Source organism: Blastococcus sp. SYSU DS0669, assembly GCF_054050895.1.
Window position 1 is genome coordinate 37,426 of the sequence record NZ_JBJHAE010000006.1, and the last position, 16,359, is coordinate 53,784.

Annotated in this window: 17 protein-coding genes; 8 read left to right on the top strand and 9 right to left on the bottom strand. The window is 75.2% G+C overall.

Annotated elements, in window-relative coordinates:
• Positions 1–9 precede the first annotated feature (9 nt).
• From ACI792_RS08630 to moaA, 5 genes are all read right to left on the bottom strand, one after another.
• Entirely contained in the window at positions 10–849 is an 840-nt protein-coding gene (locus ACI792_RS08630; RefSeq protein WP_456580290.1) for an SMP-30/gluconolactonase/LRE family protein, read from the bottom strand.
• On the bottom strand, positions 846–1,322 hold the full coding sequence (locus tag ACI792_RS08635; RefSeq protein ID WP_456580291.1) for a GAF domain-containing protein: 477 nt from the start codon (positions 1,320–1,322) through the stop codon (positions 846–848). The genes ACI792_RS08630 and ACI792_RS08635 overlap by 4 nt, the downstream gene beginning before the upstream one ends.
• Positions 1,323–1,386: 64 nt before the next feature.
• Positions 1,387–1,581, bottom strand: coding sequence for a hypothetical protein (locus tag ACI792_RS08640; RefSeq protein WP_456580292.1), 195 nt, complete (start codon positions 1,579–1,581; stop codon positions 1,387–1,389).
• A 94-nt stretch (positions 1,582–1,675) separates the two neighbouring features.
• A complete protein-coding gene (locus ACI792_RS08645) occupies positions 1,676–1,948 on the bottom strand; it encodes a MoaD/ThiS family protein (protein WP_456602231.1) in 273 nt (90 codons plus the stop codon).
• 1 nt (position 1,949) lies between these two features.
• Positions 1,950–3,005, bottom strand: a complete 1,056-nt coding sequence (gene moaA / locus ACI792_RS08650; protein ID WP_456602232.1) for a GTP 3',8-cyclase MoaA — start codon at positions 3,003–3,005, stop codon at positions 1,950–1,952.
• 149 nt (positions 3,006–3,154) lie between these two features.
• On the opposite strand from moaA, the gene ACI792_RS08655 reads away from it, so the two are divergent.
• Entirely contained in the window at positions 3,155–4,393 is a 1,239-nt protein-coding gene (locus ACI792_RS08655; RefSeq protein WP_456602233.1) for an MFS transporter, read from the top strand.
• 73 nt (positions 4,394–4,466) lie between these two features.
• A complete protein-coding gene (locus ACI792_RS08660) occupies positions 4,467–5,312 on the top strand; it encodes an aldo/keto reductase (RefSeq protein ID WP_456602234.1) in 846 nt (281 codons plus the stop codon).
• Between the two features lie 71 nt (positions 5,313–5,383).
• Here ACI792_RS08660 and ACI792_RS08665 read toward each other — a convergent pair whose 3' ends face one another.
• Both ACI792_RS08665 and ACI792_RS08670 read right to left on the bottom strand, forming a co-directional pair.
• Positions 5,384–5,569, bottom strand: coding sequence for a hypothetical protein (locus ACI792_RS08665; RefSeq protein ID WP_456580297.1), 186 nt, complete (start codon positions 5,567–5,569; stop codon positions 5,384–5,386).
• Positions 5,570–5,684: 115 nt separating this feature from the next.
• Positions 5,685–6,494: a DUF3097 domain-containing protein gene (locus ACI792_RS08670; protein ID WP_456602235.1), complete on the bottom strand. Its 810-nt coding sequence runs from the start codon at positions 6,492–6,494 to the stop codon at positions 5,685–5,687.
• 347 nt (positions 6,495–6,841) lie between these two features.
• Between ACI792_RS08670 and ACI792_RS08675 the strand changes: the two genes are divergently transcribed.
• Positions 6,842–7,666, top strand: coding sequence for a DUF2382 domain-containing protein (locus tag ACI792_RS08675; protein WP_456580299.1), 825 nt, complete (start codon positions 6,842–6,844; stop codon positions 7,664–7,666).
• Positions 7,667–7,793: 127 nt separating this feature from the next.
• Here the strand turns inward: ACI792_RS08675 and ACI792_RS08680 are convergent, their stop codons facing one another.
• Complete coding sequence (locus ACI792_RS08680; protein WP_456602236.1) at positions 7,794–9,095, bottom strand: M18 family aminopeptidase; 1,302 nt, start codon at positions 9,093–9,095, stop codon at positions 7,794–7,796.
• Between the two features lie 71 nt (positions 9,096–9,166).
• Between ACI792_RS08680 and ACI792_RS08685 the strand changes: the two genes are divergently transcribed.
• The 5 genes from ACI792_RS08685 (at position 9,167) to ACI792_RS08705 (ending at position 15,124) form a co-directional block, all read left to right on the top strand.
• A complete protein-coding gene (locus tag ACI792_RS08685) occupies positions 9,167–10,054 on the top strand; it encodes an AAA family ATPase (RefSeq protein WP_456602237.1) in 888 nt (295 codons plus the stop codon).
• Entirely contained in the window at positions 10,047–11,159 is a 1,113-nt protein-coding gene (locus ACI792_RS08690; RefSeq protein ID WP_456602238.1) for a vWA domain-containing protein, read from the top strand. The genes ACI792_RS08685 and ACI792_RS08690 overlap by 8 nt, the downstream gene beginning before the upstream one ends.
• Positions 11,160–11,233: 74 nt before the next feature.
• On the top strand, positions 11,234–12,406 hold the full coding sequence (locus ACI792_RS08695) for an XdhC family protein (RefSeq protein ID WP_456602239.1): 1,173 nt from the start codon (positions 11,234–11,236) through the stop codon (positions 12,404–12,406).
• A 91-nt stretch (positions 12,407–12,497) separates the two neighbouring features.
• Positions 12,498–13,214: a hypothetical protein gene (locus ACI792_RS08700; protein WP_456602240.1), complete on the top strand. Its 717-nt coding sequence runs from the start codon at positions 12,498–12,500 to the stop codon at positions 13,212–13,214.
• Positions 13,215–13,234: 20 nt separating this feature from the next.
• The gene (locus ACI792_RS08705; protein ID WP_456602241.1) at positions 13,235–15,124 is read left to right on the top strand and encodes an AAA family ATPase; all 1,890 of its coding nucleotides are present in this window, start codon (positions 13,235–13,237) and stop codon (positions 15,122–15,124) included.
• A 96-nt stretch (positions 15,125–15,220) separates the two neighbouring features.
• Here ACI792_RS08705 and ACI792_RS08710 read toward each other — a convergent pair whose 3' ends face one another.
• Positions 15,221–16,348, bottom strand: a complete 1,128-nt coding sequence (locus ACI792_RS08710; protein WP_456602242.1) for an NDMA-dependent alcohol dehydrogenase — start codon at positions 16,346–16,348, stop codon at positions 15,221–15,223.
• Between the last annotated feature and the right edge of the window lie 11 nt (positions 16,349–16,359).

Consider the following 16,359-nt stretch of genomic DNA (forward strand, 5'->3'; position numbering starts at 1 on the left):
GCGCCTGCCTCAGCCGGCGAACTCGCGCACCGGCAGCCCCCGCACCCCGACGTCCACGGTGAACAGCGAGCCGGCCACGCCGTCGTCCAGGCCGCCCTCGGCGGAGGTGGTGACGAACAGCCGGTCCAGGGCGCGGCCGCCGAGGGTGCATGCCGTCACCTGCGGCGTGGGCAGCTCCACCACGGCGTCGCGCCGGCCGTCGCGGTCGTAGCGGTGCACCTCGCCGCCGCCGTAGAGCGCGACCCAGACCCCGCCCTCGGCGTCGACGGTGAGCCCGTCGGGGTTGCCGTCGTCCGGGAACGTCACGAACGGGCGCCGCCCGCTCAGCCCTGCCCCGGCCTCGTAGTCGAAGACGTCGATGCGGTGGGTCGCCGTGTCGGCGTAGTAGGCCAGCGACCCGTCGGGGCTCCACTCCAGCCCGTTGGAGACGGTGACGCCGCCGAAGACGTGGTGCACGCTGCCGTCGGGGTCCAGCCGGTACATCGACGCGGCGCCCGGCGTCTGGTCGTAGGCCATCGAGCCGCACCAGAAGCGGCCATCGGGGTCGCAGCCGCCCTCGTTCATGCGGATGTCGGGGTTCGTCCACACCGGGTCCAGCAGGGTGAGGGTGCCGTCGGGGCCCTCGAGGGCGAACCCGCGCTCCACCGCGATGACCGCGCCGCCGCCGCGGCGCGGCCGGACGACCGCCGCGACGTCCGCGACGTGCCGGCGGGCGACCGAGCCGTCCTCGCCCACCGTGAGGACGTCACCGGCGAGCATGTCCACGCAGCGCAGGCCGCCCCACGCCGGCGACCACACGGGCCCCTCGCCGTGGTGGGTCACCGCACCGGTCAGCCGCTGCGCCTTCACCGGGCCTCCGTCCCGACGGGGCCCGGCAGGTCGGTGGCCAGCAACGTGTTCAGCATGCGGGCAGTGTGCTCGACGACGGGGAGCTCGCGGCTGGCGCTGCGCGGCTTGGCGCGGAAGGCGATCCCGCAGAGCGTCCCGAACAACTCGAGGTCGCGGGTCACGAGGGGGACGCCCACGTAGGCGGCGATGTCGCGGATGGAGCCGTAGGACCGCGAGGCGTAGGCCGGCACGGCGGCGGTCACGGTGGCCACCCGCGGTGCGTTCCCCTCGATCATCTGGCGGCAGAAGCTCTGCGCCCACGGCAGCTCCGTGCCCGGGCGGACGCCGGCCTCCGGGAACGCGCGCACGATGATCTGCCGGTCGTGCTCGACGTGGGTGACCACCCACAGGTCCCAGCCGACGTACCCGTGCAGGAAGCGCAGCGCTCCCTCGGCCGCGGAGAGCCAGTCACCCCACGGCGCCACGTCGGCCACGCCCGACGGAACCATGTCGTACGAAATACCACCGCGGCGGGCCGGCCAACCGTCCGGAGCGAGGTCAGCGTGCTCCGGCCAGGCCGTCGTCGTCGGTCCGCCCGTCGCGCTCGAGCTCGGCCTCCTCCGCCTCGGCCTCCAGCCGATGGGCCTCCCCGTCGACCTTCGCCGCGGCGTCGCCGTGCGACTCGCCGTACAGCTCCTCGGCCCGGCCGAACAGCTCCTGGGCCTTCGCCTTCGCTCTGTCGAAGATGCTCATGACTCCTCCTCCATCCGGCCGCCGACCGACCGGGTCGGCGCGGGAACGGCCATCCTCCACGGTCGCGCCTGCCGACGGGGCGGACGGCCCTCGCTCACCCCCCGGCGAAGGGCGGGAGCACGTCCACGACCGCACCGGCGGGCAGCGGCGCCTCCCGGTCGCGGGCCTGGGCGCCGTCGACCAGGAACGAGCAGGCGGTGAGCACCCGCTCCAGCCGCTCTCCGTGGGCGACGGCGATCCGCCCGACGAGCTCGTCGAGGCTGGCGGCCTCGCAGCGCTCGGTGTCGACGCCGGAGGCGGCGCGGGCGCCGGCGAAGTAGCGGACGGTGACGGTGGTCGCCGCCGGGGTGGTGGGGTTGCTGGACAACTCAGCCGCCGATCGCCGACATGGGCCGGGTCGGCTGCAGGAAGCTCGGGTCGTCGATCCCGTGGCCGGGCAGCTTGCCCAGGGTCGCGATCCGCCAGCGGTCCGCCAGTTCCGCATCCGTGGCGCCCTCGCGCAGCGCCGTCCGGAGGTCGGACTCCTCGCGGGCGAACAGGCAGTTGCGGATCTGCCCGTCGGCGGTGAGCCGGGTGCGGTCGCAGCTGCCGCAGAACGAGCGGGTGACCGAGGCGATCACACCCACCGTGGCCGGCCCGCCGTCGACCAGCCAGCGCTCGGCCGGTGCCGAGCCCCGCTCCTCGCTGTCGGGGGTGAGCTCGTGCGCCGCCGACAGCCGCTCCAGGATGTCCTCGGCGGTGACCATGCGACCGCGCGTCCAGGCGTGGTGGGCGTCCAGCGGCATCTGCTCGATGAAGCGCAGCTCGTAGCCCTGCTCCAGGCAGTAGTCCAGCAGCGGGACGGCGTCGACGTCGTTGATCCCGTGCAGCAGGACGGCGTTCACCTTCACCGGCGTGAGCCCGGCGTCCCGCGCGGCGGCCAGGCCGGCGAGGACGTCGTCCAGCCGGTCGCGGTGGGTGAGGGTCTTGAACCGCTCCCGGTCGAGGGTGTCCAGGCTGACGTTGATGCGGTCGAGCCCGGCCTCGGCGAGCGCGGGCGCCATGCGGGAGAGCCCGATGGCGTTGGTGGTGAGGCTGACCTCGGGCCGCGGGTGGAGCGCCGTCGCGGCGGCGACGATGCCGACCAGGCCCGGGCGCAGCAGCGGTTCGCCCCCGGTGAAGCGCACCTCGCGGATGCCCAGGTGCTCCACCCCGATGCGCACCAGGCGGGCGACCTCGTCGTCGGTGAGCTGCTCGACCTTGGGCAGCCACTGCAGACCCTCCGGCGGCATGCAGTAGGTGCAGCGCAGGTTGCACCGGTCGGTCAGGGAGACCCGCAGGTCGGTCGCGGTGCGCCCGTACCGGTCGACCAGGCCGCCGGAGCCGGCGGCCACGGTGCCCACGGCACGGCGGACCGCGGGGTCGGGGAGGTCGGCGCCGGTCATGGGCCGAATGTAGCCGCGACGGGCGACACGTGGCGGGCCGGAAATGCGCGGGCCCCGCCGCGGAGGCGTTGCTACCGTTCCCTCGCCACCCGAGAGACCGGCGGAGGACGTCCCGCACTCGCCCGTGGCCAGGAAGCGCGAGAGAACCCGTGTCGGCCCGCACCGTCTTCAGCCCCTACCGCTGCCTCTTCACCGTTCCCGGGTCCGTGGCCTTCTCCCTGGCCGGGTGGGTGGGGCGGCTGCCCGCCCCCATGCTCGGCCTGGGCGCGGTGCTCCTGGTCTCGCGGGAGACCGGGAGCTACGGCCTCGCCGGTGCTGTCGCCGGCGCCCTCGCCCTCAGCTACGGCGTCGCCGGACCGCAGTGGGCGCGGGCCATGGACCGCCGCGGCCAGGGCCCGGTGCTCCGCCTGGCGATGGCCGCCTTCGCGCTCACCGGCGTCGCTTTCGTCGCGGCGGTGGTCGGCGGCGGACCCCGCTGGAGCTGGTTCCTGCTGGCCGCGGCGGTCGGGGCCAGCAGCCCCAACGTCGGCTCGCTGGTGCGCGCCCGGTGGGCCGCGGTGCTCGACCCCGCGGGGCGGCAGACGGCGTTCGCGTTCGAGGCCGTCGCCGACGAGGTGGTCTTCGTCGTCGGTCCGCCGCTGGTGACGCTCCTGGCCACGCTCGTCGCGCCGCCCGTCGGCTTCCTCACCGGGGTGGTCCTCGGCACGATCGGCGGCCTCTGGCTCGCCGCCCTCCGCGACACCGACCCGCCGGCGCACCCCGTCGCCGGGGCGTCGGCCGCCCGGTGGTGGGCGGTGCTGACGCCGACGCTGCTGGTCGTCACCGTCACCTACCTGGCCGTGGGCACGGTGTTCGGCGCCATCGACGTCGTGGTGGTCGGCTTCGCCGAGGCCGAGGGGGCGCCGGCGCTCTCCGGGGTGGCCCTCGCCGTCTTCGCCGCGGGCAGCCTGGTCGCCGGGCTGGTCTACGGCCTCGCGCGCCTGCCCGGCACGCTGGCCACCCGCTTCGTCGCGACGGCGGTCGCCTTCGGGCTGGCCGCCCAGCTGCTGTGGGGCGTCGGCTCGCTGGCGGTGCTCGTCGGGGTCGGCTTCCTGGCCGGGCTGACCATCGCGCCGGTGCTCGTCTCGGGCACCTCGCTGGTGGAGTCCCGCACGGCGCCCGGTCTGCTCACCGAGTCGCTGGCCTGGACCATCTCCGGCCTCACCCTCGGCGTCACCGCGGGCTCGGCGCTGGCCGGTGCCGCGGTGGACGCCTGGGGCGCGGAGGCGGCCTTCGCCGTGCCCGCGGGGGCCGCGGCGCTCGCCGCCCTGCTCGCGCTCGGCGGCGGGGCGCTGGTCGCGGACCGGCCGGCGCCCACCCCCCTGGTTGAGGACCGCACCACCGGGTAGGCGGGCGACGGGTCGATCGCGCACCACCGTTCGTGCGGCTCGCGACCCCTCCCCGAACCGGAAGGACCAGCCTGTGGCTCACTCACCCGTGCCCTCCCTCGCCCTCAACAACGGGGTCGAGATCCCGCAGCTCGGCTTCGGCGTCTACCAGGTCCCGCCCGCGGAGACCGCGGACACCGTGGCGACCGCCCTCGAGGTCGGCTACCGGCACATCGACACCGCGGAGATGTACGGCAACGAGAAGGGCGTCGGCGAGGCCGTCGCACGCTCCGGCCTCGACCGCGGCGAGATCTTCGTGACGAGCAAGCTGAACAACGGCTTCCACCGTCGCGACGACGCGCTGCGCGCCTTCGACCGGACGCTCGCCGACCTCGGGTTCGACCAGCTCGACCTCTTCCTCGTCCACTGGCCGCTGCCCGGCATCGACGTCGACTACGTCGAGACCTGGAAGGCGATGGAGGAGATCTACCGCGACGGCCGCTGCCGGGCCATCGGCGTCTCCAACTTCCAGCCGCACCACCTGCGCCGGCTGTTCGACGAGACCGAGGTCGTCCCGGCGGTGAACCAGATCGAGGTCCACCCCTACCTGGCGCAGGACGACGTCCGCGCGTTCGACGCCGAGCACGGGATCGTCACCGAGGCATGGTCGCCCATCGCCCAGGGCAAGGTGCTCGACGACCCGGCCGTCACCGCGATCGCCGAGCGCCTCGGCCGCACCCCGGCCCAGGTCGTGCTGCGCTGGCACGTGCAGCGCGGCGACGTCGTCTTCCCGAAGTCCTCCTCCCGCGAGCGCATGGCGGAGAACTTCGCGCTGTTCGACTTCGAGCTCGGCCGCGAGGACATGGCCGCGCTCACCGGGCTGGACCGGGGCGAGCGCACCGGCCCCGACCCGGACACCTTCAACTACATCCCCGGCTGAGCCGACCGCGAGCCAGGACCCCTGGTGATCAGGTCCGCTGATCACCAGGGGTCGCTCGCCGGCCGCGCGGCTCACTCCCCGCGCCGCACCGGGGGCTTCTCCTCCGGCGCGGAGGCGACGTTGCGCTGGGCCTCCGGCGGGTCCAGCGGGCCCTCGACCTCGTGCTCGTGGTCGGTGCGGGGGACGTCCTCGCGCCACGGCACCTCCGTGCCGGTGCGGGGGACGGCGTCCGGGTTCTCGTGCGACGGTGCCGACATGGTGCTTCCCCTTCGTCCGTGCGTGGTGTGCGTCCGACGACCGGAGGGGTGACCGGCGGAGCCTCCGGCAACCGGGCGGGGGCCGACCGTCGGCAATTCGTAAGGAAGCGCCGGCTCAGTCGGTGGTGACGAAGTCGATGAGCTCCTCGACCCGGCCGATGAGCGCGGGCTCCAGGTCGGTCCAGGTGCGCACGCGGGCGAGGATGCGCTGGGCCCACACGTAGCCGGTGTCGTCCTCCCAGCCCAGCCGGCGGCAGACGCCGGTCTTCCAGTCCTCACCCTTGGGCACGGTCGGCCACGCCCCGATGCCGACGACGGAGGGCTTGACGGCCTGCCAGATGTCGATGAACGGGTGACCGACGACGAGCGCGTGGTCGCCGGTGATCCGGGCGGCGATGCGGGACTCCTTGGAGCCGGTCACCAGGTGGTCGACGAGCACGCCCAGTCGCCGTCCCGACGACGGGCGGAACTCCTCGACGATGCCCGGCAGGTCGTCGACCCCGTGCAGCGGCTCGACGACGACGCCCTCGATGCGCAGGTCGTGGCCCCAGACCTTCTCCACCAGCTCGGCGTCGTGCTTGCCCTCTACGTAGATGCGCCCCTCGCGCGCGACCCGGGCGCGGGCGCCTGCCACGTAGGTGGAGCCGGAGGCGCTGCGGGCCGGGCCGGCCGGCGCGGTCTGCTTGGGCCGGACGAGCACCACCGGGCGCCCGTCCACCCAGAAGCCGGGGCCGAGCGGGTAGGCGCGCACGCGCCCGAACCGGTCCTCGAGGTGGACGACGTCCTTCTCGCAGCGCACGACGGCGCCGACGAACCCGCTGCTCGGGTCCTCGACGACGACGTCCTTGACCGCTTCGACCTCGGGCGAGGCCTTCTTGACGGTGCGCGGGTGGACCAGGTTGTCGTACGGCGAACGGGGAGGCACGCGACGACGCTAAGCACGGTGCCCGCGCGGTCGTGGGCGGCGCGCCGACCCGGTGTGCCGGACCCGTCCCGGACGACACGCCCGGGCAGAGCCGGATCACGCACCGTGACGGGTGCTAGCGCTGTGGACGGGGGCGCCGGTGGGTGGGTGCCCGCCGGGTGGATATGGGCGTGACCTGCGCGGATGTCGGTGGCAGGCCGGCCGGCGGCTCCGGATGCAGGCCGTGCGCGGTGATGCGGACGCGGGGCGATCCCGGTCCGTTCCGATCTGCTCGTTTCGCGGCCACCGTCCCGGTCACCCATCGGAGGGACGAACATCCCCGAGCTCAGATAGGAGCGACAACGACGATGATCGGCACCGAGACCATCAGCCGCGTGATCGGCCAGGACGTCTACGACACCGAGGGTCAGAAGATCGGGTCCGCTTCCGAGGTCTACCTCGACGACGAGACCGGCCAGCCCGAGTGGGTGACCGTCCGCACCGGTCTGTTCGGCACCAAGGAGTCCTTCGTCCCGATCCGTGACGCCAACCTGACCGACGACGGCCTCCGGGTACCGGTCAGCAAGGACCGCGTCAAGGACGCCCCCAAGATCGACACCGACGGTCACCTCTCCCCGCAGGAGGAAGAGGAGCTGTACCGGTACTACGGCCTCGGCAGCGGGACGACCGGCCGCACCGAGACCGTCACCACGACCGAGACCACGGGCATGGCCGGGACCGCCGGAACGGTCGGCACCGACCGCACCGACACCCGGGGCACCGTCGGCCACGACACCTCCGGCCCGACGACCGACAACGCCATGACCCGCTCCGAGGAGCGGCTGGACGTCGGCACCCGCCAGGAAGAGGTGGGCCGCGCCCGCCTGCGCAAGTACGTCGTGAGCGAGAACGTCACCGAGACCGTCCCCGTCTCCCGCGAGGAGGTCCGGGTCGAGCGCGAGCCGATCACGGACGCCAACGTGGGCAACGCCATGGACGGGCCCGCCATCAGCGAGGAGGAGCACGAGGTCACCCTCCGCGCGGAGAAGCCGGTCGTCGCCAAGGAGGCCGTGCCGGTCGAGCGCGTCCGCCTGGACAAGGAGACCGTCACCGACGAGGTGCGGGTCGACGAGACCCTCCGCAAGGAGGAGATCGAGGTCGACGGGGCGGACGACACCAACCGCCGGATGTGAGCAAGGACCCCCTTCCTCCCCACCCGTCGCACGCTCAGGGCGGGATCCTGGAAGGGGGCCGCTGACGGGCGGCGGCCGACCGAGACCAGACTCCGGTCGGCCGCCGTTGTCGTCCCCGGGGTGCCGGTCAGTCCCCCAGGCAGGCGGTGAGGGCGCCCACCATCAGCGGGACGTCGAGGGCCGAGGCCAGCTCGCGGCAGGAGTGCATGGCGAGCATGGGCGCCCCGATGTCCACCGTGGTCACGCCCAGCCGGGTGGCGGTGAGCGGCCCGATGGTGCTGCCGCACGGCAGGTCGGCGCGCGTGACGAACGTCTGCACGGGGACCCCCGCCTCGTCGCAGCGCTCGGTGAACCAGCCACCGGAGGCCGCATCGGTGGCGTAGGCCTGGTTGGCGTTCACCTTCAGCACCGGACCGCCGCCGAGCTCCGGCCGGTGCGCAGGCTCGTGCCGCTCGGCGCGGGTCGGGTGCACCGCGTGGGCCATGTCGGCCGACACGAGCACCGACCGGGCCAGCGCCCGGTGCGGGGCCTGCGGGTCGCCGTCGTCGGTCGCGGCCGCGAGCCGCCGGACGACGTCCTCGAGGAAGCTCCCGCGGGCGCCGGACATCGAGCCGCTCCCCACCTCCTCGTGGTCGTTGCACACCAGCACCTGCGTGCGCTCCCCGGCGGGCGCGGCGAGCAGGGCCAGCAGCCCGGAGTGGCAGCAGGCCAGGTCGTCCAGCCGCGGTGCGGCCACCCACGTGCCGTCCGCGCCGGCGCGCGCGGAGGGCTGGGTGTCGGCCAGCACCAGGTCGGTGCCGACGACGTCCCCGAGCTCCACCCCGGCGGTCGCGGCCAACGCCTCGGCCAGCGCCGGCCCGGTGCCGAGGTCGCGGTCCCACACCGGCACGAGGTGCTGCTGCGGATCGAGGGTCAGCCCCTCCCGGACGCTGCGGTCGAGGTGGATCGCGAGCGACGGCAGCCGAAGGGGGGCGCCGGGCAGCCGGACCAGGGCGGTGCGCGGATGGGTGGGGGAGTCGGAGCGCAGCACCAGCCGCCCGGCGACGGTGAGCTCCCGGTCCAGCCAGGTGTGCCAGAGCCCGCCGCCGTAGGGCTCCACGCCCACGAGGCGGTAGCCGGACTGCCGCACCTCCCAGCGCGGGCGGACCTTGAACGTCGGCGAGTCGGTGTGGGCGCCGACCAGCCGCATGCCGGTCTGGGCCAGCGAGCCGCTGCCCAGGCGGAAGGCGATGACGCTGCCGTGCCGGACGACGAAGTGCTGCCCGCCCGGGGCCGGGGCCCACGAGTCGGTCTCCGCGAGCTCGGTGAACCCGGCGGCGCGCAGCCGGCGCACCAGCTCGGCGACCGCGTGGGCGGGGGACGGCGAGGCGTCGACGAAGGCGCGCAGGTCGTCGCCGAGGGCGAGCGGGTCGAGAGCGGCGGTCGGCATGCGGCCATCGTGCCCGACGCCCGGAGACGGTGAGGGCGCGGTCGCCGACGGTGGGGTGGGATGCTGCTGGTGTGAGCGAGCGCACGGTGCCCGGGAGCCCCGACGAGCTGTCCGCCGCGCTGGAGGCCACCGGCTACCTCGCCGACGAGGGGCTGGCCACCGCCGCCCACCTGGCGCTGGCGATGCACCGGCCGCTGTTCCTCGAGGGCGAGGCCGGCGTCGGGAAGACGGCGCTGGCCCAGGCGCTGGCGCAGATCACCGACCGGCCGCTCTACCGGCTGCAGTGCTACGAGGGGCTCGAGGCCAGCCAGGCGCTCTACGACTGGGACTTCGGCCGCCAGCTGCTGCACCTGCGCGCGGCCGAGGCGGCGCACGCCGCGGACGACCCGGCGCGGCTGGAGGCCTCGCTCTACGATCGCCGCTTCCTGCTCGCCCGGCCGCTGCTGCAGGCGCTGGAGGACGCGCCGAGCGTGCTGCTGGTCGACGAGGTGGACCGCGCCGACGACGAGTTCGAGGCGTTCCTGCTGGAGATCCTCTCCGACTTCACCATCTCCATCCCGGAGCTCGGCACGGTGCGGGCGGAGATCCCGCCGCTGGTCGTCCTCACCTCCAACCGCACCCGCGAGGTGCACGACGCGCTCAAGCGGCGCTGCCTCTACCACTGGCTCGCGCACCCGGACTTCGACCGCGAGGTGGCGATCCTGCGCCGCCGGCTGCCCCAGGTCACCGAGCAGCTGGCCCGGCAGGTGGCCCGGGCGACGGCGACGCTGCGGACCCTCGACCTGCTCAAGCCCCCCGGGGTCGCCGAGGCCATGGACTGGGCGACGGCGCTGCACACCCTCGGCGCCCGCGACCTGGACCCCGACCTCGCGGCGCGGACCCTCGGCGCGGTGCTCAAGTACCGCGAGGACACCGAGCGGGTGCGGTCGCTGGCCCCGGAGGCGCTGCTCGGTGGCTGAGCGCGACGTGGTCGACACGGTGCTGGGGTTCGCCCGCACGCTGCGGCACGCGGGGGTGACCGCCTCCCCGGACCGGGTCCAGGCGATGCTCGGCGCCCTGGGGCACCTCGACGTCCTGAAGCCCTCGGCGGTCTACTGGGCCGGCCGGCTCACGCTGTGCGCGGGCCCCGACGACCTCGACCGCTACGACGCCGCGTTCCTGGCCTGGTTCTCCGGGCGACGGCCGCGCCCCGCGCCCGCAGCGCCGCAGGTGCGGCCCCGGCTCGCCGCCAGCGCGCCGCTGGACGCCGGCGAGGGCGAGGGGGAGGACGACGACCCCGATGCCCCCGACCTCGCTGCCCGCGCCAGCGCCGACGAGGTGCTGCGCCACCGCGACGTCGCCGGGCTGACCGACGCCGAACGGGCCCACCTGAGGCGGCTGTTCGCGCTGCTGGTCCCCGCCGCGCCGATGCGCCCGGCCCGGCGGCGGCGGCCGGCCGCCCACGGCGGGGTCCACCCGGCACGCACCGTGCGGCGGGCGCTGCGCGACGGCGGCGAGGTGAGCCGGCTGATGCACCGCCGGGCGCGCCCCCGGCCGCGCCGGGTGGTGCTGCTGGTCGACGTCTCCGGCTCCATGACCCCCTACGCCGACGCGCTGCTGCGGTTCGCGCACGCCGCGGTCCGGGCCCGGCCGGCCTCCACCGAGGTGTTCACGATCGGCACCCGGCTCACCCGCGTCACCCGCGAGCTGCGGCTGCGCGACCCGGACCGCGCGCTCGCGGCCGGCGGCGAGGCGATCCCGGACTGGTCGGGCGGCACCCGGCTGGGCGAGGTGCTCAAGGCCTTCCTCGACCGGTGGGGTCAGCGCGGCACCGCGCGCGGGGCCGTCGTCGTCGTCTGCAGCGACGGCTGGGAGCGGGGGGACACCACGATGCTGCGGGAGCAGATGGCCCGGCTGCGGCGGCTGGCGCACACCGTGGTGTGGGTCAACCCGCACAAGGGCCGCATGGGGTACGAACCCCTCACCGGCGGGATGCAGGCCGCGCTCCCGTCGGTCGACCACTTCGTGGCCGGGCACAGCATGGCCGCGTTCGAGGAGCTGTCAGGAGTGATCCACCGTGCTTGAAGGACCTCGGCCCCCTCACCACTCGCAGGCTCGCGGCGAGCCTCCGACCGAGGCCGGACGACAGGAGGACGCGGATGCGCGACGTTCTTGACGATCTCGTCGGCTGGTGGCAGGCGGGGGAGACCGTCGGGGTGGGCACGGTGGTGGGCACCTGGCGCTCGGCGCCGCGGCCGGCCGGCGCCTCGATGCTGGTCGGGCCGGACGGGACGGCGGTCGGCAGCGTCTCGGGCGGCTGCGTCGAGGGCGCGGTGTACGAGGAGGCGAAGGACGCCGTCGACACCGGCGAGCCCGTCCTGCGCCGCTACGGGGTCAGCGACGACGACGCCTTCGCCGTCGGCCTGACCTGCGGCGGGATCCTCGACGTCTTCGTGGAGCCGGTCTCCCGCGAGTCCTTCCCCGAGCTGGGCGAGGTCGCGGAGTCGGTGGGCCGGCACGAGCCGGTCGCCGTCGTCACCGTGGTGGCCGGGCCGGACGACCGGTTGGGCCGCCGCCTGGTGCTCTGGCCCGACCGGGCGTCGGGGACGCTGGGCTCCCAGCGGCTGGACGACGCCGTGGCCGACGACGCCCGCGGCATGCTGGCCGCCGGGCGCACCGCCCTCCTGCACGTGGGCCACGACGGCGAGCGGCGCGGCGACGACCTCACGCTCTTCGTCAACTCCTTCGCCCCGGCGGCGCGCATGGTGGTCTTCGGCGCGATCGATTTCGCCGCCGCCGTCGCCCGGGTCGGGGCGTTCCTGGGCTACCGGGTCACCGTCTGCGACGCCCGGCCGGTGTTCGCGACGCCGAAGCGCTTCCCGGACGCGCACGAGGTCGTCGTCGAGTGGCCGCACCGCTACCTGCAGGCCGAGGTGGACGCCGGGCGGATCGACGAGCGCACCGTCCTCTGCGTGCTCACCCACGACCCGAAGTTCGACGTCCCGCTGCTGGAGGTCGCCCTGCGCACCCCGGTGGCCTACGTGGGGGCCATGGGCTCCCGGCGCACGCACGACGAGCGGTTGGCGCGGCTGCGCGAGGCCGGGCTGACCGAGGACGAGCTCTCCCGGCTCGCCTCGCCGATCGGCCTGGACCTCGGTGCGCGCACCCCCGAGGAGACGGCGGTGTCGATCGCCGCCGAGATCATCCAGGGCCGCTGGGGCGGGACCGGCCGCCGGCTGGCCGAGGTGGAGGGCCCCATCCACCAAGGACCCCCCGGCCCCCCGCCACTCGCAGGCTCGCGGGCCCCTGCCGAGGGGCCGGGAGGCCGCTGATGCACCGGTACCACGGGCGGCCGACGGCGACGGTGCCCGGGGACGATGGCGACCGGCGTCGCGACCCGTCGCCGCGCACACGAGGGGGGCCATGAGCATCCGACGTCTCGGCACGGCGGCCGCCGCCGTCCTGCTGCTCGCCGCGTGCAGCGGCTCCGAGGAGGCCCCGAGCGGGGCGGCGGCCACGAGCGGCGCCGAGAGCGGGAGCTCGCTGGCCGAGCAGGACGCCGCCGGGGTGGTCGACGCCGCCTTCGCCGCCCTCGAGGACGCGGGCGCCGTGCACGTCGTCGGCTCGGTGGAGGAGGGTGGCTCGACCCAGGAGCTCGACCTGCGGCTGCAGGGCGAGGACGCGCAGGGCACCGTCACCCTGGACGGCACCGCCGCCGAGCTCATCTTCACCGCCGGCACCGCCTACGTCCGGGCGCCGGCCGACTACTGGGCCTCCTTCGGCATGCCCGCCGAGTTCGCCGGTCAGCTGGAGGGCCGGTGGGCGCTCATGCCCGCGGAGGTGGCGACCTCCTTCAGCACGCTGACCCTCTCGGGGATGGCCGACCAGCTGCGCGCCGCCGCGGGGGCCCAGGCCACCGGTGAGGTCACCAAAGGCGAGCTGGACGGCGAGCCCGTCGTCGTCGTCACGCAGGCCGACGGCAGCAGCCTCACCGTCGCCGACGACGAGTCCGCCCCCTACCCGCTGCGGATCGACAACCGGGGCGACGCGCCGGCCACGGTGGAGTTCAGCGAGTTCGGCGAGGCGGTCGAGATCACTGCCCCGGAGGACCCGGTCGACCTGGACGGCCTCGGCGGCTGATCTGCCGTAGCCTCCGCCGGGTGAGCGTCGGTCCCCCGGTCCCCGGCCCGGTCGTCGGCCTGCGCCGTGAGCGCGAGGTCCTCACGGTCGCGCTGCAGACCCACCGGCACGTGGTCCTCGAGGGGCCGCCCGGCACGGGGAAGTCGACCCTGCTGCGGGCGGTCGCCGGCGAGGTCGGCCGCGACGTCGTCTTCGTCGAGGGCAACGCCGAGCTCACCCCGGCGCGGCTGGTCGGCTCCTACGACCCGGCCGCGGTGATGGCCGAGGGCTACGTGCCCGGCAGCTTCACCGACGGCCCGCTGCTCACCGCGATGCGCGGCTCGGGGCTGCTCTACCTGGAGGAGCTCAACCGCATCCCGGAGGAGACGCTCAACGTCCTCATCACGGTGCTGACCGAGGGGGAGATCGCCGTCCCCAGGCTGGGCACGGTGCGGGCGGCGGCAGGCTTCCGCCTGATCGCCGCGATGAACCCGTTCGACGCGATCGGCACCGCGCGGGTGGGGCAGGCGATCGCCGACCGCATGTGCCGGGTGGTGCTCGGCTACCAGGTCGAGGCCGCCGAGCGGGAGATCGTCGCCTCGGTCACCGGCGCCCCGCCCCGGCCGGTCGCGCTGGCGGTGGCGCTGGTGCGGGCCACCCGCGAGCACCGCGACCTGCGCACCGGCTCCTCCGTCCGCGGCGCGATCGACCTTGTGCTGCTGCTCGACGGCCTGCTGGAGCTGCGCGGGCTGGCGGACCTGGAGGACGACGGTGCCCGCGAGGCGGCGCGGGACGCCCTGCACGCCGCGCTCTCCGGCCGGATCCGGGTCACCGAGGGCGTGGAGCGCACCCCCGAGGCGGTGCTCGACGAGATCCTGGAGCAGGTCTGGCCGCCCCAGGCCGGGCCGCCCCCGGACCCGTCGCCCGGGGCGCCACCGGCGCCCGCCGGGGACGGCCCGGGAAAAGCGGGGGGCCTGCCGCCTGAGGCGGCAGGCCCGGATGCCGGCGGCGCCCGGCGCGAGCGGCCGGCCCGGCGGGGCCCGCGGCAGACCGCGCGCCGTGAACTGCAGCTGCGGCACGCCGCCTTCGACGAGGTCAGCCCCGAGGTGGGCGAGCTCGACGAGGAGGCGTTCGCCGGGCTGATGGGGGCCGACCCCGACGCGGCCGCGGCGCTCCTCGCCGACCTGGCGCTCGCCACCGACCGGGAGCTCCGCGCGGCCGCCCGCCGGCTCGCGGCCCGGGTCTTCGTGCAGGTGGGGCGGGTCGGTACGGCGCGGGCGCGGGGCGCCCGGCGGCTGGTCACCGCCCGCGGTGGGGACGGCGAGCTGGACCTGGACCGCACGCTGGAGCGCTGGAGCGGGCCGTGGCCGCCGTCGCCCGAGGACGTCGCGACCCGGCGGTGGACCGGCTCCCGCCGGGCGGTCTGCCTGCTGGTCGACCGGTCGGGCTCGATGAGCGGGCTGGGGGTGGCGATCGCCGCGGTGGCCGCGGCCGGCGTCGTCCTGTCGGCCGGCGAGCGGCTGGACACCAGCGTCCTCGCGTTCGCCGACCGGGTCGAGGTGCTGCAGCAGCACGGCCGCCACCGCTCGGCGGAGGACCTGGTGCTCGCGCTGGTGGGCCTGCGCGGGCACGGCACCACTGATCTGGCAGCGGCGCTGCGGGCGGCGGCCGCGCAGCTGCGGACGGCCCCGCACGCAGACGAGCGGCTCGTCGTCCTCCTGTCGGACTGCCTGGCCACCGCCGGGGACGACGCCGCGTCGGCGCTGGCCGGCATCGACCGGCTGGACGTGCTGTGCCCGTTGCCCGGCGGGACGGCGGAGGAGGAGGCCCTGACGGCGTCACGGGCGCTGGCGGCACGCGGTGGGGGCTCGGTCGCCCCGGTGCGCTCGCTGGCCGACCTCGGCCCGGCGCTCACGCGGCTGCTCGCCTAGGGCGGCCTCCTGCCGGAGGCAGAGGGGTCTCCCGGGCAGTCCGTCTCTGCCCATCCGGAGTGGGCAGAGACGGACCGCGCCGAGAAGAGGTCCCCGTTACCGGTCGGCGTCGGTGTAGACGATCATGCCGCGGATGTTCTTGCCGTCGCGCATGTCCTGGTAGCCCTGGTTGATGTCCTCCAGGGCGTACTTCGTCGTCACCAGCTCGTCGAGCTTGAGCTGGCCCTCCTGGTAGAGGGAGAGCAGCTCGGGGATCGCGTTCCGCGGGGCCAGGCCGCCGAAGATCGCGCCCTGCAGGTCCTTCTGCAGGAGAGTCAGCTCGAACAGGCTGAGCTTGACGTCGACGTTGGCGGCGTTGCCCATGCCGGTGACGACGGCGCGGCCGCCCTTGCCCGTGACGCTGAGCGCGGCGGCGATGTCCTCGCCCTGGATGTCGCCGACGGTGATGATCGTCTTCTCCGCCATCCGGCCCCAGGTGAGCTCGTTGATGGCCGGCGTGGCCTCCTCGATGTTCGCGAAGGCGTGGGTCGCGCCCATCTCCATGGCCCACTCGCGCTTCTGCGCGACCGGCTCGATGACCATGACCCGCTTGGCGCCGGCCGCGGCCGCGCCCTGGACGGCGTTCATGCCGACGCCGCCGACGCCCATGACGACGACGTTCTCGCCCGGGCGGACGTCGGCGACCTTGGTGGCCGAGCCCCAGCCGGTGGTGACGCCGCAGCCGACGAGCGCGGCGATCTCCAGCGGGATGTCCGGCTCGATCTTCACCACCGACGCCTGGTGCACCGTCATGTACGGCGAGAAGGTGCCCAGCAGGCACATCGGGATGACGTCCTTGCCGCGGGCCTGGACCCGGTAGGTGCCGTCGGAGATCGACGTGCCGGCCAGCAGGTTGGCGCCGAGGTCGCAGAGGTTCTGCTGCCCGCGCGAGCAGGGCGGGCACGTACCGCACGCGGGGATGAAGGCGGTGACGACGTGGTCGCCCTCCTTCAGCCCGGTGACGCCGGGGCCGACCTTGGTGACGACGCCGGACCCCTCGTGGCCGCCGATGACCGGGTAGGACGCCACCGGGGTGCCGCCGGTGACCAGGTGCTCGTCGCTGTGGCACAGCCCCGAGGCAGCGAGCTGGACCTGGACCTCACCCTCCCGCGGATCACCCAGCTCGATCTCCTCGACCGACCATTCCTCGCCCACGCCCCACAGGACCGCGCCCTTGGTCTTCACCCGGTGATTCC

What these genes read in the sequence shown, in the direction of transcription:
- ACI792_RS08640 (WP_456580292.1), bottom strand. Translation starts at nt 1,581, where the DNA reads ATGAGCATCTTCGACAGAGCGAAGGCGAAGGCCCAGGAGCTGTTCGGC.
- moaA (WP_456602232.1), bottom strand. Translation starts at nt 3,005, where the DNA reads ATGACCGGCGCCGACCTCCCCGACCCCGCGGTCCGCCGTGCCGTGGGC.
- ACI792_RS08665 (WP_456580297.1), bottom strand. Translation starts at nt 5,569, where the DNA reads ATGTCGGCACCGTCGCACGAGAACCCGGACGCCGTCCCCCGCACCGGC.
- ACI792_RS08675 (WP_456580299.1), top strand. Translation starts at nt 6,842, where the DNA reads ATGATCGGCACCGAGACCATCAGCCGCGTGATCGGCCAGGACGTCTAC.
- ACI792_RS08680 (WP_456602236.1), bottom strand. Translation starts at nt 9,095, where the DNA reads ATGCCGACCGCCGCTCTCGACCCGCTCGCCCTCGGCGACGACCTGCGC.
- ACI792_RS08695 (WP_456602239.1), top strand. Translation starts at nt 11,234, where the DNA reads ATGCGCGACGTTCTTGACGATCTCGTCGGCTGGTGGCAGGCGGGGGAG.
- ACI792_RS08700 (WP_456602240.1), top strand. Translation starts at nt 12,498, where the DNA reads ATGAGCATCCGACGTCTCGGCACGGCGGCCGCCGCCGTCCTGCTGCTC.